The sequence below is a fragment of the Paenibacillus sp. FSL R7-0652 genome (genome assembly GCF_038595045.1).
Taxonomy (GTDB): Bacteria; Bacillota; Bacilli; order Paenibacillales; family Paenibacillaceae; genus Paenibacillus.
This window is the reverse complement of sequence record NZ_CP152001.1, coordinates 1,949,954-1,966,495: the sequence shown is the minus strand read 5'-3', so window position 1 is coordinate 1,966,495 and position 16,542 is coordinate 1,949,954. Positions and strand designations below refer to the sequence as shown.

General features: G+C 46.4%; 14 protein-coding genes. 1 reads left to right on the top strand and 13 read right to left on the bottom strand.

The annotated features are described in order from the left end of the window. Positions 1-42: 42 nt before the first annotated feature. The 4 genes from MKY97_RS09050 to MKY97_RS09035 are packed head-to-tail and all read right to left on the bottom strand — an operon-like array spanning position 43 to position 4,362. Positions 43-1,647, bottom strand: a complete 1,605-nt coding sequence (locus tag MKY97_RS09050) for an ABC transporter substrate-binding protein (protein WP_342555116.1) — start codon at positions 1,645-1,647, stop codon at positions 43-45. A 58-nt stretch (positions 1,648-1,705) separates the two neighbouring features. After that, complete coding sequence (locus tag MKY97_RS09045; RefSeq protein ID WP_342555115.1) at positions 1,706-2,608, bottom strand: carbohydrate ABC transporter permease; 903 nt, start codon at positions 2,606-2,608, stop codon at positions 1,706-1,708. A gap of 18 nt (positions 2,609-2,626) precedes the next feature. After that, entirely contained in the window at positions 2,627-3,586 is a 960-nt protein-coding gene (locus MKY97_RS09040) for an ABC transporter permease subunit (RefSeq protein ID WP_342555114.1), read from the bottom strand. Positions 3,587-3,597: 11 nt separating this feature from the next. After that, a complete protein-coding gene (locus MKY97_RS09035; protein WP_342555113.1) occupies positions 3,598-4,362 on the bottom strand; it encodes an alpha/beta hydrolase family protein in 765 nt (254 codons plus the stop codon). 479 nt (positions 4,363-4,841) lie between these two features. Between MKY97_RS09035 and MKY97_RS09030 the strand changes: the two genes are divergently transcribed. Beyond that, positions 4,842-5,753 carry a serine hydrolase gene (locus MKY97_RS09030; protein WP_342555112.1) on the top strand — a complete coding sequence of 304 codons (912 nt, stop codon included), beginning with the start codon at positions 4,842-4,844 and terminating at the stop codon, positions 5,751-5,753. Between the two features lie 64 nt (positions 5,754-5,817). On the opposite strand, the gene MKY97_RS09025 is transcribed toward MKY97_RS09030, so the two are convergent. The 9 genes from MKY97_RS09025 to MKY97_RS08985 all read right to left on the bottom strand — a co-directional run bounded on the left by MKY97_RS09025 (position 5,818) and on the right by MKY97_RS08985 (position 16,424). Next, positions 5,818-6,063, bottom strand: a complete 246-nt coding sequence (locus MKY97_RS09025) for an AbrB/MazE/SpoVT family DNA-binding domain-containing protein (protein ID WP_342555111.1) — start codon at positions 6,061-6,063, stop codon at positions 5,818-5,820. A gap of 169 nt (positions 6,064-6,232) precedes the next feature. Next, the gene (trmL, locus tag MKY97_RS09020; RefSeq protein WP_342555110.1) at positions 6,233-6,697 is read right to left on the bottom strand and encodes a tRNA (uridine(34)/cytosine(34)/5-carboxymethylaminomethyluridine(34)-2'-O)-methyltransferase TrmL; all 465 of its coding nucleotides are present in this window, start codon (positions 6,695-6,697) and stop codon (positions 6,233-6,235) included. 157 nt (positions 6,698-6,854) lie between these two features. Beyond that, positions 6,855-7,943 (bottom strand): 3-phosphoserine/phosphohydroxythreonine transaminase, encoded by a 1,089-nt coding sequence (serC, locus tag MKY97_RS09015; RefSeq protein ID WP_342555109.1) that lies wholly within the window; start codon positions 7,941-7,943, stop codon positions 6,855-6,857. Between the two features lie 236 nt (positions 7,944-8,179). Next, positions 8,180-9,604, bottom strand: a complete 1,425-nt coding sequence (gene glnA, locus MKY97_RS09010; RefSeq protein WP_342555108.1) for a type I glutamate--ammonia ligase — start codon at positions 9,602-9,604, stop codon at positions 8,180-8,182. A 416-nt stretch (positions 9,605-10,020) separates the two neighbouring features. Next, positions 10,021-11,085 carry a 3-deoxy-7-phosphoheptulonate synthase gene (gene aroF, locus MKY97_RS09005; protein WP_342555107.1) on the bottom strand — a complete coding sequence of 355 codons (1,065 nt, stop codon included), beginning with the start codon at positions 11,083-11,085 and terminating at the stop codon, positions 10,021-10,023. Positions 11,086-11,364: 279 nt separating this feature from the next. Beyond that, on the bottom strand, positions 11,365-12,318 hold the full coding sequence (locus MKY97_RS09000; protein ID WP_342555106.1) for a 4-hydroxy-3-methylbut-2-enyl diphosphate reductase: 954 nt from the start codon (positions 12,316-12,318) through the stop codon (positions 11,365-11,367). 66 nt (positions 12,319-12,384) lie between these two features. Further along, positions 12,385-13,854 carry a HAMP domain-containing sensor histidine kinase gene (locus tag MKY97_RS08995; RefSeq protein ID WP_342555105.1) on the bottom strand — a complete coding sequence of 490 codons (1,470 nt, stop codon included), beginning with the start codon at positions 13,852-13,854 and terminating at the stop codon, positions 12,385-12,387. Position 13,855: 1 nt separating this feature from the next. Then, on the bottom strand, positions 13,856-14,545 hold the full coding sequence (locus tag MKY97_RS08990) for a response regulator transcription factor (RefSeq protein ID WP_342555104.1): 690 nt from the start codon (positions 14,543-14,545) through the stop codon (positions 13,856-13,858). 223 nt (positions 14,546-14,768) lie between these two features. Further along, entirely contained in the window at positions 14,769-16,424 is a 1,656-nt protein-coding gene (locus tag MKY97_RS08985; RefSeq protein WP_342555103.1) for a trypsin-like peptidase domain-containing protein, read from the bottom strand. Between the last annotated feature and the right edge of the window lie 118 nt (positions 16,425-16,542).

Here is a 16,542-nt window from a genome sequence, read left to right as displayed (position 1 = left end):
CGCTCCTGCCATCCCCATTCTGTTCTTTAGTGTTTTACGTTTTTACTTGAACTTCTCGTTCAGTTCATCCAGGTATGGTTGAACCAGAGACATTTTGCTATTAACCCACTCTTTCCAGTTGGCTTCCAAATCTCCACCTTTGAGGATCAAGTTGGCGTATTCGTTTTGATAATCGAAAGAAGCTTGGCTCTTCGCTTTGGAATCGTACAGGTTCACATCCCAATCGTATGGTGCCAACGATTTTCCTTCTGTACCCAATTTCGCTTTCTCTTGGAACAATTCTACTGCTCTATCACGGTAATCTTTTTTGATTGCAGGGTTTACAACACTGAAGTCATCGCCAAGAAGATAAAGTCCTTCAAAACGTGCAGGATATTTGTCTTCCAGTACAGTTCCCTCTGGCAGCAAGCTTACCAGCTCTTTGTTGTCATCGTATTTCCAGTCCTTGCCTTCAAAGCCCATGTTGATAAGCAGTTGTCCTTCTTTAGTTGCAGAGTAATCGATCAGATCCATGATCCGTTCGAATTTCTCATCACTGATGTTCGGGTTGAAAATCAGTGCAGACCAGAAGTTCGCTTGCTCCATGTTGCGGTATTTACCATCATCACCAAGAACGATCGCTGTGTGAACGAGGTCATCACTGTTCACGCCAAGGTTCTTTTTCATATCGGAATCCAGACCTTGTCTGTAAGAAGCGAGTCCACCAAGACTTGTTACAGCCGCAGTACCTGTTACTTTGAAGTTGTTTTGTCCTTCATTGTTTTTCCAAGTGTAGAACTCAGGGTTAAGCAGTCCATCTTTGTACGCTTTTTGCATCAATTTCAGACCTGTCAGTGTTTCTGGATCTGCAGGACCCCAATGGAACTGACCATCTTCACCTTTGTAGAAAGGAACGTCTGTAATTGCATGAACATTGTTAGGCATGATGATGTTTGTCATCGCATCGGCAGCATTGTAAGACAATGGCACCAGTTTATTGCCCACTTTGCCTGGATCTTTTTCTTTTACCAGTTCAGCAAACTGATTCAATTCGGAAGTTGTGTAAGCATCCTTCAGTTCGAAACCAACGGCTTTTGCCCAGTCTTTACGAAGAGCGATAACACCGATTTGGTTCGTCAGCGGATCTGCCGGTTTGTTTTCAAAATAGATTGGTCTAGGAAGCACATACGTACCGCCTGTCAGTTCTTCCAACTTATCACCAAGTCCTGTCAGTTTGTAAGCCGCAGCAACGTTTGGCCAGCGCTCTTTCCAATCATCCGGGAATTTGTAGAACAAACCTTGATCGATGTTGTTGATTGCATCGCCATGTACATAGTTCCACACCGCTACATCCGGCAGGTCGCCAGAGTTGATCCACAGACGAAGCTTCTCGCCCCAAGAATCCCAGTCAATGTAGTTGTAGTCCCATTTTATGTTGAATTTGTCTTCCCAGAATTTATGGAACTCATTGTCCATATTTCCGTTCTTCACTTCGGTCAGATTCGCTACAGAAATGGTCAGGTTATCTTTGTAATTTCCTTCCGCATCCTTTTCGTTTCCACCATCTGAACCTTTGCTGCTGTTGGAACAAGCGGATACCACCAACATCAAGAGACAGAGTGTGATCGCAAATAACGATTTGACTGACAACTTTTTGCCCGTTTTCATGCTTTTACCCCCATGTTTTTTAGTCGAATTTCTTTTGCATTGAAATCCTATGTGTATATCAGGTCTTGATAGCCCCTGTTAATACCCCTTTGGCAAAGTGCTTTTGCAGCATTGGGAAGAAACACATAATTGGTACCATTGTTACAAAGACCGCAGCCATCTTCATACCCATGGAGAAGCTGCTCAGCTTGACTGCATCGACACTGGATGCATTGGAAGCATTGGTCGTTGATGTGACAATGATGTTGCGCAGCACGTTCTGCAGCGGTAACTGATCTGCTTTTCGCAGGAAGATCATCGCATCATACCAGCTGTTCCAGTAGGCTACCCCGTAGAAAAGTGTGATGGTTGCCATAATTGGTGTTGCCAGCGGAAGAACGACGGAGAACAAAATTCTCCACTCTCCTGCACCATCCAGCCGTGCTGATTCCATCAGCGATTCAGGCAGGGTGTAGAAGTAGTTCATCATCAGAATCATGTTAAAGGCACTGAAGCTTCCCGCCAGAATAACGGACCATAACGTTCCTGTAAGATGCAAAGATTTCATAATCAGGTACAGAGGAACGATCCCTCCGTTAAAGATCATGGTGAACAGCACCAGGAAAAAGAGAAACTTTTTGAACGGAAAATTGCTGCGGCTCAGACCGTAAGCCATACTTGTTGTCAGGAACAAGCTGAGCGGCAAACCAATAACCAGCAAAATCAATGTATTTTTGTAACCAGACATAATACTTCCGTTAGCGAACAGTGCTCGGTAGGAATCCAGCGTGAACTCTTTCGGGAACATCAGGAACGGATTTTCCGCATACTCTTTCTGCGTTGCAAACGAGATCATGACGACATTCCAGAACGGAATCAGGATCATCAGCGCAAGCACTAACAAAATAGCAAATATTACGTAATCGAGAATCGTCATTCGTTCGGTGCCGATTTTCGGTTTTCTTCCAGCTTTTTTGCTCATCTCATTTCTCCCCCTCTCTTATCGGAACAAACCGTCTCCGCCAAGCCACTTGGCAAATCTGTCAGCCAGAAGCAGCAGCACCATATTCACCAGGGAACGGAACAAGCTGACCGCTGTCGAGAATGAAAAGTCGGTTGAGGACTGGAACGTAATCCGATAAATATACACATCGAGTACTTCTGATACATTTTTCGTTGCCGCGTTCGCCAAGTTGAAAATCTGGTCGAAACCGGAGGACATCAATCCGCCTACGGACAAAATAAACATGACTGTAATCGTTGGAAGAATATTGGGCAGCGTAATACGAAACATCTGCTGCATCCGGGATGCACCGTCAATCTGTGCAGATTCGTATTGGTCCTGATCGATACCTGAGATCGCTGCCAGGAAGATAATCGCGCCCCAACCGCTTGATTTCCAGATATCCGTCAGCAGCAGCATGGGAACGAAGTTTGATTCAGATCCAAGGAAATTAATGGTTGGCAGTCCAAGCAATCCAAGTGCACTGTTCACCAAGCCGTCGTAGGCAAGCACGTTGATGACTACCCCGGATACGATGATCCAGGACAAAAAGTGCGGGAACGTCAGAACCGTTTGAAACCACTTTTTCCCTCTGCGCATCCGCAGCTCATTCAGCAGCAGTGCCAGAATAATCGGGAACGGGAACTGAATAATCAGTTTCAGAATGTTAATGTAAAGCGTCCGCCATACGGCATCAATAAAGGATGGATCACGGAAGACGTATTTGAAATTTTCAAATCCGCTCCATGGACTTCCCCAGATTCCAAGATTCGCTTTGTAATCTTTGAATGCCAGTGACAGGCCGCCCATTGGCATATAAGCAAACAGGATCAGCCAGACAAGACCCGGAACAAGCAGGGTATACGTCATTCGGTGCTTCCAGATTTCAGTCCAGAGCGACTTGCCTTTCATGTTTGCCTTCAGCTTTTTGCTAGGTCCTTCGGCTGCAGGTTTCAATTTGCATCTCCTCACTCTACTATGGTGTTGTCGTTGAAAAGAAAATCAAACATCGTTTTCAGATGCTGCTCCCAAAATCTCCATTCATGTGTGCCGGGCGTCTCTACATACCGAAAATCAAATGCAGTTCCCCGCATGTACTCGGCATAATCCCGATTCATCTCCACGAAAGGATCGTGGTCTCCGCAGCAGCTCAGTATGCTCGGCAGAGATTTTCCCTGCTCCAGCAGTCTGGCTGACAATGCGTAAATATCCTGATCAGCCGTTACCTGTAACCGTTCCCCAAAAACCGCTTTCATTTCCTTGACCATGCCTTCTGGCATATGAGGATCACGAAGACGAGCCTGAATATTGGTTACACCGGATAAAGACGCCACCTTACTATACTGCTCAGGATAAGTCAGCCCACATTTCAATGCTCCATATCCACCCATGGACAAACCAGCAACGTACGTTTTGGATGGATCGGAATTCAGCTGTAACAGCCGTCCGCATATGTCGGGTAGTTCCTTCGTGATGTAGTGGAAGTAATTCAGGCCGTATTCCATATCGGTGTAGTAACTGCGATTTGCTTCCGGCATGATGACGGTACAGCCGTACTGGGCTGCGTACATCTCAATCGTAGTCAGACGCTGCCAGGTACTCGCATTATCTCCTGCCCCGTGGAGCAGATATAGTGTACCGCCTGAAGTCTCTCCGGAGTCACTGGACACCACGTGTATGCTGGTGTTCATACATAATGTGGGCGATCCGGTTTCGATCGTTATGTGCGCCATTTTCGTAACCCCTTTCATCATGCTGCTTTTGTACTGCGGATTGCTTACTTTTCTTCTCTGTGTTCCGTTTCTTCTTCTCTCATGCTCCCCGTAACCAGCTCTGTTATCGAAACGATTCTCTCGAATCGTTTCAAAACTACCTAACGTTGATTTACTTAGAGTTGAAATATCAACATTTTACTTGGAAGCGATTTCTTCGAATCGTTTCGAATAAATCATAATCCCGATGAGTAAATCCTGTCAATAACCTTTTTACAATTTTCGCGTTATTTTATCAAAAAAGTGACCTGAGCGTTTCAATTTTGATCCAAAAGACACTTTTATTGTGAACATATTAAGGTTTAACCATTCGTTTTTGCACCCGAATTGACATCAAAACAAGATTATATTAGCATGAGTTCTAATTTTCCATTAAAATTACGGAAACGTTTCACCAGATTGAATTCTTTCAGGCGAACACCTGAAATTGGAGGGTTATCATGTCTGTTAAACTCAAAGGATTTATAGACACAATCACAGCGAAGCAGCTCAATGTGCATTCTGTGCGTGTACTGCAGCATGGACAGCTGCTGGACGAATGGCATCAGAATGGTGATTACCGCCGTGTACAGCATTCTATCAGCAAATCCTTTACCAGCATGGCCGTCGGACTGGCCGTTCAGGAAGGACTCATCCATCTCGACAACACATTGGGAGACTTCTTCCCTTATGATCAGTCACAGCCTGTCCAATCCCCGCTTCCTTCTCCGCGGGAACTTAAACTGCGAGATCTTCTTCGCATGTCTTCGGGCCACGACTCCCCGCCTCTCTGGGCTGACGAGCGGGAATCGCTGCAGGAAAAGGATTGGGCAAAGCATTACATGTCTTTATCACTGGACCGAATGCCCGGAGAACACTTTACTTACAGCAGCGGCGATACGTTTATGATTTCGGCTATGCTGCAAAAGGCCGTCGGCCAGACAGTTAAAGATTACCTCATTCCACGTCTTTTTGAACCACTGGGCATGCATCATATTGAATGGGAGACTTCTCCACTTGGCATTACACTTGGATGTGCAGGTCTTTGGCTGAACAATGAGGAATTAAGCCGTTTTGGACAATTTCTGCTTCAGGAGGGCCGGTGGAATGACCAACAGCTGGTCCCTTCAGAATGGATCGAAGCAGCTGTGCATGAGCAGATCAAAACAACAGGCGACGGGGATTGGGGACAAGGATACGGTTACCAATTCTGGATGTGCTCGCATGATGCTTATCGCGCAGATGGAGCTTTCGGTCAATTTTGCATCGTGCTGCCTTCCAGAGAAGCGGTCATCAGCATAAACAGCCAGGAGGAAAATATGCAGGGCATTCTCAACACCGTTTGGGATCAGATTTTGCCTGAGCTTGCTTAGTGATCACTAAAAGCAAAAAAACGCCATGAAGTTTAGAACTCCATGGCGTTTTTTTGCTTATTTTTTATGAAAGCTGAGTCATTTCTTCCAAGCATTGTGCGCATATGTAACGCTCTTTAAAGTCATTGACTTCTTCCATCGATCCGCAGAAAATACATTTCGGGCGGTATCTTTCCAAAATAATATGATCCCCTTGAACTAAAATTTCTACAGGATCTCCTTCATTCATTTGATACCTTTTGCGCAAAGATTTAGGCAATACGATCCTACCCAATTGGTCAACTTTGCGAACTACTCCAGCTGGCTTCATAGCTACGGCACACCTCTCCTATCTTACTCTGAATTTCTAGGTACATTAGTACTATATCTAATGATTCGCCAAAATTTTGTCGAATCCTGCTGGAAATAAACATTTTTTGTCCTTTTTTTTGAAAAATGTTTTTTTAGCGAATTCTAACCGTCTTTTTACGCGTATTTCATTAATCCAACCCTGGAAAATTTAGCTGTCGCAGCGCTTCATATACAATAATTGCTGCTGAATTGGAAAGATTTAATGAACGAACATCACCACTCATTGGCATTTTCATACACGTTTCGGGATTGGCAGCGATGAGTTCAGGCGGAAGTCCCTTTGTTTCTTTACCGAATACAAGAAAATCTCCATCTTGAAACTCGAAATCAGTATACTTGTTTTTGGCTTTCGTTGTTGCGTAGAAAAAACGTCCCTCCGGATACTTCTCTTGAACCTCAGCAAACGAATCGTGATATTCTATATGGACCGCATGCCAATAATCCAGCCCTGCGCGCTTCAGTGTGGCATCATCTGTACGGAATCCCAAGGGGCGCACGAGATGCAGATGGGTGCCTGTCGCAGCACAAGTCCGAGAAATGTTGCCTGTGTTAGCCGGGATCTCCGGCTCAACAAGAACGATGTGTAATGCCATATGTGTTTGATCTCCTTTTAATTACATGTCAGATGTACAGCAATCCTCTAATTCTAAAGAAAAGCCCTCCACACGTCAATGTGGAAGGCTTTGCCACAGCAGCAGTACAGCTCGTTACAACAGCTTCACTACTGCCCATCTGGTCAAATTTGTGAGATTAACCGTTCGTCTGTTGGAAGTGGTTCATAAAGTCAGTAAGCGCCTTAACACTATCGTAAGGAGCCGCGTTATAGATGGAAGCACGAAGTCCCCCCACACTGCGATGTCCCTTCAGACCTACAAAACCTTCCTGCTCAGAAGCTTTAATAAACTTCTTCTCCAGTTCCTCGGAAGCGAGCCGGAACGTAACATTCATTAAAGAGCGGTCTTCTGGTGCAACGCAGCCGCGGTAGAAATCTCCGGAGGAGTCGATTGTATTGTAGAGCAGCTCCGCTTTTTTAATATTCTTTTGTTCCACGCCAGTCAGGCCGCCTTGTTCTTCAATCCACTTCAACACTTCGTTTACCATATATACCGAGAAAGATGGCGGTGTATTATACAGGGAATTGTTATCCACATGTGTACTGTAACGCAGCATGGTCGGGATGGTTTTAGGGGATTCACTCACCAGCTCCTCCCGTGCGATCACAACGGTAATGCCCGAAGGTCCAAGGTTTTTCTGTGCACCTGCATAGATCATTCCGAACTGATTCAGATCAAACGGTTTGCAGAAAATATCACTCGACATGTCCGCAATCAGCGGTACTGATCCGGTATCGGGGAATGATTTGAACTGTGTACCTTCAATCGTTTCATTAGATGTCAAATGCACATAAGCCGTACGTTCGGACAAGCTGAGATTCGAAACATCCGGTAATTTCATGAATTTATCGGATTCCGATGAGGCAGAGATCTGTGTCTCACCAACGAGCTTCGCTTCAGACAGAGCCTTTTTGGCCCAGCTGCCTGTCATGATGTAACTCGCTGTCTGACCTGCCCCAAGCAGGTTCATCGGCACCATGGCAAACTGTGTGCTTGCACCGCCCTGCAGGAAAAGAACTTTATAGCCTTTTGGACTTCCCAGCAGCGACAGCAGGCGCTCCTGAGCTTCATTATGTACAGACTCGTACACGGCCCCGCGGTGGGACATCTCCATAATCGACATACCCGTATTACGAAAATCTACAAATTCCGCCTGAGCACGCTCCAGTACTTCTAGCGGCAGCGCCGCTGGTCCTGCATTAAAGTTATACGCTCTCTTTGTCAAAAAATCCCCCACCCTTTCCATCCTTAACTGACATATGAAGTAAATATTATCGCTATGATATCAGTATTCCCTCACTGCTTCAAGGGGAATATGCACTGAATTGTCATTCCAGGCCATCAAATTCCTTTATCACCCTAAAAAGTTAAAGCGATACACTGTTTCCTTCAAGGAAAAGCCTCCGAGAACGAATCCCGGAGGCTTGGTGCTGGAACCGCTTTGGTTCCGACTTCGACGGATTAGCAGTCGAAGTAGAGGCTGTATTCATGCGGATGAATGCGAATTGCAACGGCTTTAGCTTCATCACGTTTGAGGTTGATGTAGTTATCGATAAATTCTTTGGTGAACACGCCGCCTTCAGTCAAGAACTCGTGGTCAGCTGCAAGTGCATCCAGCGCTTCTTCGAGGGAAGCCGGTACACTGCGGATGTTTTCTTTGTCTGCATCAGACAGGTCGTAGATATTTTTATCGAGTGGACCATATCCAAGTTCAGTTGGGTTGATTTTGCGTTTGATTCCGTCCAGACCCGCCATCAACATTGCGGAGAATGCCAAGTAAGGGTTAGCTGTGGAGTCCGGTGTACGGAACTCGATCCGGCAGCCTTTAGGTGTTACAGCCGCTACCGGGATACGCACAGCTGCGGAACGGTTACCTTTGGAGTAAACCAAGTTAACAGGTGCTTCATAACCAGGAACCAGACGTTTGAACGAGTTCGTGCTTGGGTTCGTCAAAGCGATTAGTGCCGGAGCGTGGTAGAGAATACCTCCAATGTAGTGCAGAGCCATTTCGCTCAGGTTAGCATACCCACCTTTGTCATAGAACAATGGAGAATCGCCATCGAAGATGGATTGGTGAACGTGCATTCCGCTTCCGTTATCGCCAAACAATGGTTTTGGCATGAATGTTGCTACTTTGCCATATTGACGTGCCGTGTTGTGCACGATGTATTTATAAACAAGCAGGTTATCTGCTGTTTTCTTCAACGTATCAAAACGGAAGTTGATTTCAGCTTGACCGGCAGTCGCTACTTCATGGTGATGACGCTCGATGGACAAACCGGCTTCTTCCAACAAACGACACATTTCGCTGCGGATATCTTGTTGGGTATCCACTGGAGCTACTGGAACATATCCGCCTTTAGTGCGAACTTTGAAGCCCAGGTTGCCGCCTTCTTCTTTGCGGTTTGTGTTCCATGATGCTTCTTCGGAATCTACGAAGTAAGAAGAGCTGTTCGTGCCGCTCTCATAACGAACATCGTCAAAGATGAAGAACTCGGACTCTGGTGCGAAGAACGCTGCAGTACCTACGCCGCTTTCTTTCAGGAAAGCTTCGGCTTTAACTGCGATGCTGCGCGGGTCACGCTCATAACGCTCGCCATCCGGCGTGAAAATGTCACACATAACATTCAATGTAGGGTGTGCAGTGAACGGATCGACATAAGTCGCTTCAGGGTCAGGCATCATAACCATATCGGACTCTTCAATACCGCGGAAACCTTGGATAGAAGAACCATCAAACGCTACTCCATTTACGAACGTGTCTGCATCAACAGCCGAAGCTGGCAAAGAGATATGATGCGCACGACCAGCCAAATCTACAAAACGAAAATCTACCCACTCGATGTTGTTCTCTTGAATTGATTTCAATACGTTTTCAACCGACATGTATTCGTCCTCCCAAATATTCCGAACATTAAACAACCCCACGAAGAAAATGTCTATATATTCGAATTTTTTTCTGTCGTCATTATAAAATCTGAAATATGACATCGTCAATACTTATGTAAGGTATTTTTTGCGAGCATGTCAGATATACTTACATTTTATAATAACTATAAATGCATATAACAACGAACTTATTTAACATTTGATTGATTTAATGCGGTGAAGCGACCCCCGAAATAACCTAAATCATGGAAAAACATAACATCATAAATGTTTCTTATCACCTTTGATTAATAAATATGTTCATCTATGCAAAATAGACGAAAAACCGGACATCTCCTCCAATTGTTCACAAAGAACGAATCAGAGAAAATGTCCGGTTTTTAAAAAAAATCTCATTCTTATGCTGCGTCAATTTAAACGCCTGCACGTGCCGGGAAAAATGCCGCAGGCTGTTTAGCTGTGTTAAACGTTTTGCCAACGATTGGAGCTAACTTCTCCAAATCCTGCAGCAAATTCGCGAACTGGTCAGGGAACAGGGACTGCACACCGTCTCCAGTCATGGAGTTATCAGGATCTGTATGCATCTCAATGATCAAACCGTTTGCTCCTGCAGCTACTGAGGCTTTGGTCATCGGTTCTACCAATTCACGACGTCCTGTACCATGGCTCGGGTCGGAAATGACGGGCAGATGGCTCAGAGACTGCAGGACAGGGATCGCCGACAGGTCAAGTGTATTACGAGTGTATTGTTCAAATGTACGGATACCGCGTTCACACAGCATCACATTTGGATTCCCACCTGCCAGAATGTACTCCGCTGCGTTAAGCAGTTCATCATATGTGGCACTAAATCCGCGTTTCAAAAGTACCGGTTTACCGCACTCACCCAATTTGCGCAGCAAGTCGAAGTTCTGCATGTTGCGTGTACCTACCTGCAGAATGTCCGCGTATTCCGCACAAATATCTACGTATTCCGGCGTCATGACTTCTGTAATTGTGAGCAGGTTATGCTTCTGTCCCGCTTCCGCCATCATGATCAAACCTTCCACACCCGTACCCTGGAAACTGTAAGGTCCTGTGCGAGGCTTAAAGGCACCTCCACGAAGCACCTGCCCGCCAGCTGCTTTCACGAGGCCAGCAATTTCATCGATCTGTGCTGCAGATTCAACCGCGCAAGGACCGCCCATAACCACAAGCTCTTTTCCGCCGATGTCTACACCTTTGATCGAGATCACTGTATCTTCCGGATGGAAGTCACGACTTGCGAGCTTATAGGATTTCGAAATCTTCACAACATTCTCGACACCCTTCATCTGGCGCAGGTGTTCCTGCATTTTAGGTTCCACTTTACCAATCAAGCCAATGATCGTACGGTCCTCTCCGCGCGATACATGCGCCTGCAGCCCTTCCTTTGCAATAACGCTGACGATATCCTGAATCTGATCCTCCGAGGTATTCTTGCCTGCAATAACGATCATAATATTTCCCCATCCTTCCTTGTATAAGAGCACTCGTTTACTTCGTGCCTCTGAATGTTTAGTTATTGGTTGATTGTGCCGTCAAATCCTGTCGCACTTAAACGCTTGTTCGCTTTTAAGCTTTTAATCATTAAAGCAAATATATCACAGCTCCCTCCTTCCGTCAAGAAGCGCCGTCAATGATTCACGCTTTAGACAAAATAAAAATAAAAAAATCCCGCTGCGCAGTTATCCAAAAAGGGATCTGCACAGCAGGATATTTCCTGTTCATTTGTGAAATTAGGTTGTACGGGTCTTCTCTCTAACCGGAGGCAGCAGCTTGCTCATGTTAACGGTACGTTTGATTTCCCACGTTTCCGGCTGATCATGCTCATACTGCTCCAGATACTGGATAACTTCCTTCGTAATTGGTGTGGGTGTTGAAGCACCTGAAGTAACCGCTACCTTCTGTACACCTTTCAACCAGTCTTGTTGAATCTCGGATACGTCCGAAATACGATATGCCGTTACACCTGCAATCTCCTCCGACACTTGAGCCAGACGGTTCGAGTTATTGCTGCGCGGATCACCCACGACGATGACAAGATCCGATTGACCCGCCTGTTCAGCAACGGCCTCCTGACGTACCTGTGTAGCGAGACATATTTCATTATGAATTTCCGCACCCGGAAACTTCTCCAGCAGCCGGCTCATAATGTGTTTGATATCCCATTGACTCATCGTAGTCTGATTGGTAATCAAAATTTTGCCCGCAGGCACACGCAGGTCTTCGATCTCTTCTTCCTTCTCGATCAGATGCACATGGCCCGGCGCAACACCAATCGCCCCTTCAGGTTCAGGGTGATTTTTCTTACCGATATAGATGATCTCATATCCTTCGGCTGTTTTCTCCCGGATCAGATCATGGGTCTTGGTCACATCTGGACAAGTCGCGTCCACTGTAGTGAGACCTTTCTCCCGAGCCAGCTTGCGCACCTCTGGTGATACACCATGTGCTGTGAAAATAATTGTGCCGCTCTCCACCTGATTCAGAATCTCCATCCGATTCGGACCGTCCAGTGTAATAATGCCCTCATCTTCAAAAGAATCCGTCACATGTTTGTTATGCACAATCATTCCTAATATATAAATAGGCCGTGGTAGATCCAGGTTGCGTGCCGCCTGACGCGCAAGCACCATGGCGTCCACAACTCCGTAACAATATCCCCGCGGTGAAATTCGCAGTACTTCCACTTGGTTGCCACCCGCTTTCTTTTCGGCGTACAGCCGATGTAATTGCAGTCCTCATTTATTATACCTTTATTCGATAGGCGGGGCAAAGACAACCGGAAGCCAGATGATAAAAGTGGTTCCTTCTCCACGTCTCGTCACAACTTCTACAGAACCATTATGCTCCTCGATGATCCATTTCGCAATGGAAAGTCCCAGCCCAATACCCGGTGTCGCTCCGCGAGACTCATCTGCCCGGTAGAAACGGTCGAAAATAAACGGCACCTCGTCCCGTTCCATGCCAATTCCGGTATCACTGATCCGCAGTCCAACCTGTCCTTTGTAGAGCAATGCATCCAGTGTAACCGAGCCTTCCGGTGTGTACTTAAACGCATTCTCGATAAAAATAAACAGCATCTGCTGCAAATAATCTTTGCTCCCATTCACGTAGATGCCATTCAGGATCGAAAAATCACCAGGCAGCCAGTCAGCTTGGCGATCCAAAAACTGCGCTCTGCGCGCCACTTCCTGCACCAAAATCTGAAGCGGAGTGGGATTAAGCTCAATTTTCTGCCCTGTATCCGCTCTGGCTAGTGACAGCATATCACTAATGAGCCTGCTCATTCGCTTACCTTCATCTGCCATATCTTCGATCGCCTCCAAAGACATCTGTTTGACTGTTTCTTCATCCAGATTCGGGCGATCGCCACTCTCTTGATCCCACAGTTTCTTCAGGAAATCCACATTCCCTCGAATCGTGGTCAGCGGTGTCCGCAGCTCATGGGAAGCATCGGATACAAATCGGCGCTGCGCTGCATTGGTCTCCTCCAATCCGCGGAAAGACAGTTCCGTACGCTCCAGCATGCTGTTCACCGTTTCAATTAAACGGCCAATCTCATCTTTCGGACCGGTGTACTGAATCCGGACGCTGAGATCGTCCCCGGACTGTATTTTATTTGCCGCATCAATCACATTAACCAAAGGGCGCATGGACTTGCGGGCAAGAATCAAACCTGACGTTATCGCCAGAGCCATAGCGACAAGCCATCCAAACACAAGGATGTTCCGCAGCGCTTCCAGCAGACGCTCCTGTGAATTCACAACAGTCCCCACTTGAAGAACGCCTTTAACGCTAGTTACCCCATTGATTTTAATAATGATGGGGTCCTGATTCACCATGAACGGTGTTCCATTCACATAGAGCTTTGTCATTCCCGGTTCTCGAAGCAAACGTTCGGCATTCATAACCGGAAATTCCAAACCTACTTTTTCCATATTGTTGGATCGGTTGTTGTTTCCCGTCTCATAATCGAATAACTGAATGTAGATTTGGGAACCCTGCAGTTCAATCTCTGTAAATGGATCTAGGTTCAGATTCAGTTGGTTGAGAAAGTTCAGATTAATCTGACTCAGAATCTTGCTGCTTTTCTCTGCAAGTTGATGTTCAACTTCCTGATATGAATTAAAGTAAACAAAAGCATAAATGACAACACCCCAAAAAATCAGCACCGCTGCCAGAATTCCGGAATACCATGCGGTTAGCCTTAACCGAATGGACATGTTATGAGTCACCTCTTAAAATGTAGCCGGCTCCCCGGATCGTCTGAATCAAACGTTTGCCGCCATGCTCTTCCGTTTTCTGTCTCAGCATCGCAATATAGACCTCCAGCACGTTAGACTCTCCGCTGTAGTCATATCCCCAAATTTTATCCATAATCAGATCACGGGACAGCACCCGTCTTGGATTCTGCATAAACAGATTAAGCAGTTCGAACTCTTTCGCCGTCAGCTCCAGACGTTTACCATCACGCAGCACCTCACGTGAATCGTTGTCCAGAATGATGTCTTCATACACCAGTCGATTATCCGTCACAGTAGCGATATCCGCCTTGCGGCGCAGCAGCGCACGGACACGGGCGAGCAGTTCCTCCAGTGCAAACGGCTTCACCAAATAGTCGTCAGCGCCGGTATCCAGTCCGGTTACTCTGCTCTGAACCTCATCTTTGGCAGTCAGCATCAGTACAGGCACTTTGCTGCCCGCTTCTCTTAATCTGCGGCACACTTCAAAGCCGTCAATTTGCGGCATCATGACATCCAGAACTACAATATCCGGCTCCTTGTCCATCAGCTTGCTGAGGCCCTCTGCTCCGTTAGAAGCCGTCTGTACCTCGTATCCTTCAAATGCCAGGCCTCGGCGCAGCATAGACACAATTTTTTCGTCGTCATCTACAATTAAAATAGTTGAGCGCATGGTCTTTCTCCTTTACCCTAACGTTGTATTCCCATTGTAACAGGCCAAAGCCCGATTCGCATCTTCTCCATCTTGAGCAGCAAAGTCCGAATCATTGAGCAGCAAAGTCCCAACCAAAATATAGGGAGCAGCGTTCCAACTGCATCATAGAAATACAGTGCAAAAAACGGAAGGGCCTTCACCCTTCCGTTCTCAGCTTTTCGGCTGCATCGCGTCTTACAGCTTATTGCTGCTGTGTTTGTGTTGTATTGAAATCATTTTTGTTGCCAATCTTTACTTTTACATCCATTTTTTTACCGTCACGAACGACATTGAGCGTAATTTCACCGCCGACTTTCTGTGTCTTGATGAAATTAATGAGGTCCTGACTGGTTGCATACGGCGTGCCATTTACACCTGTAATAATGTCATAGGGTCTCAAATCAGCCAAATAAGCTGGTGATTGGTAGACCGTACTCGCTACAACTGAACCTTCCGTAATATTGGTTCCCATTTGTTTAGCAACTTCAGGTGTAAGATTCATAAGTGAAGCTCCAATAAACGGTACAGGTTCTTTAGGAACGTCCTTATTCTCTTTCAAATATTTCACGGCCTCAGAGATTACGCTGGACGGAATCGCAAAACCGATCCCCTGTGCGTCTGCGCTTACTGCAACGTTCATACCGATAACCTCACCGTTCAGGTTAAGAAGAGGGCCGCCAGAGTTACCCGGGTTAATGGAAGCATCGGTCTGCAGCAGGTGGCTGTATTCACGTGTTTTACGTGTTTCCTGATCCGGAATGCTGATCGAACGTTCTTTGGCACTGAGGACACCCGCAGTTACCGTATGTTCAAACCCTTCCGGGTTACCAATCGCTACGAGCCATTCACCAACCTGGGTGTTGTTGGAGTCGCCCAGCGGCGCTACAGGGAAATCTTTATCTCCGCTGTTTTTCTCAATTTTCAAAACGGCAAGGTCAAGGTCAAAACTGCTTCCCAGCAATTTGGCTTCATAAGGCTTGCTGTTATTCTCAAGTGTTACCTGAATGACGTCAGCTCCTTGAACAACGTGCTGGTTCGTGAGGATGTAACCTTCTTTATCGAAAATAAATCCGGAGCCAATCCCCATAGGTACGAGCTGATTGCCTGCTTGAGGCTGCTGACCTTGTCCTGGTTCCTGCTCTTCATTTCCACCAGGCCCGCCAAGCCCGCCGCCGAAGAAATATTGATACAGTGGATCACTTGTATTGGCTCCGCCCTGTCCTGCACCACTGCGCGAAGACTGTTTCGCCAAGGTTTCAATCTTGACTACGGCCGGACTTGCCTGTTTCACTACAGAGGATACATCCTCTTTACCCGTTGGCAGCAGAGATGCCGTTACGTTATTGCCGCCGCCTGTATTACTCGGAGTTTCCTGGGCAGCTGTTTCGGCTCCATTGTTCACTAACGCAGCCTGCGGCGTGAACATATTCGTTCGATCTGCTGTGTACATAAGCAGGGTGATAACCACCATACCAGCGATAAACGAGAATAAAAGGGATCTTACAGAAGACCGTGGTCTTTGATTGTTATAGTTCCAGTTTCCATTGTTTTTGCTGCCATTCCCCTGATCTCCGCCATGACCTGAACCACGACCGCCAGATACACCGCCTGCTGCATCAGAAGTTTCGCTGCTGTAGTACGCAGGCACTGGCTTCACGGGATCGGGTCTTGTGATTTCTACGTTTCCTTCTTGGCGTGCCCCGTTGGAGCCAGCTGTATCTTCCTGATTCACGGACTGAAAAGGTCCATAAGAATAATAATACGAGGAGTCTTCATTTCCGGCAGGATTGCGATTCTCAGCTGCGCTGGTTTCCTTTTCCTCATCTTGTCGGTTCGATCTATAATTACGTTCGTCCATGCCTCTCTACCTCCCAATCTCTTATTCGCAAGAGATATTCTTTAACTGTCTTTATTTTGTACTTTAAACCTTAACCGTACCTTAAAAACAATTAAAAAGGAGATAAAAGCATGAAATA